Annotated in this window: 1 protein-coding gene; it reads right to left on the bottom strand. The window is 19.8% G+C overall.

All coding sequences use genetic code 4. The features are described from left to right. Nucleotides 1–123: 123 nt before the first annotated feature. Entirely contained in the window at nt 124–405 is a 282-nt protein-coding gene (locus tag C6B38_RS12390) for a rolling circle replication-associated protein (protein ID WP_443028756.1), read from the bottom strand. Nucleotides 406–726 lie beyond the last annotated feature (321 nt).

Genomic DNA, 726 nt, shown 5'->3' on the forward strand with positions numbered 1-726 from the left:
AAATAATTTGCGAATTATTATTTTTTGTATTGTAAATTATTACTTTTATGTTATAATTAAATTAATTAAAAAAGATAAATTTATCTTTTTCTTAGGAATTTTATTTTAATAGATAAATATTTATTAGAATAAGGTATCACCAACCGAATAATTTACTCCCTCTTTAACATGACTATATGCTTTTACTACATATTTAGCAACATACTTACTAACAAATTCATTTGTACCTTTTTTCACTGGTAAATTTTTATTTAATCCATAAGGTCAATATTTCCTTATTAATTTATTAGGGATATATTCACTAAATATGATATGAAAGTGAACTACTCCGCGTTTTTGATATTCATAAGCAACTAAATATTTTAAATTTTCATATTTATTTTTTTTTATATTTAGAAAAATGATATTTTATTTTTTTAATAAATAATTTAAATTGAATAATATACTTTTTTAACATAATATTTTTGATTAATATAACAATCAGGGTTTATATAACGTATAATGTACGATGAAGCTCCAAAAAAGCAACTCTTGTTAGAGTTGTTTTTTTATTTGAAATAAAACAACTCTTAAAAGGAGGTAATGATAATTAAACAACAAAAAATATGTGATGTTAATGATTGTTATAAATTATCATCATTCATCACCGAAGAATTTGTATCAAATAAAGTTTTATGAACTTGTGAAAAACATAGAAATTTATTGAATAAGGTAAAAGATAAAACA

This window comes from Spiroplasma sp. ChiS, assembly GCF_002968355.1.
Taxonomy (GTDB): domain Bacteria; phylum Bacillota_I; class Bacilli_A; order Mycoplasmatales; family Mycoplasmataceae; genus Spiroplasma; species Spiroplasma citri.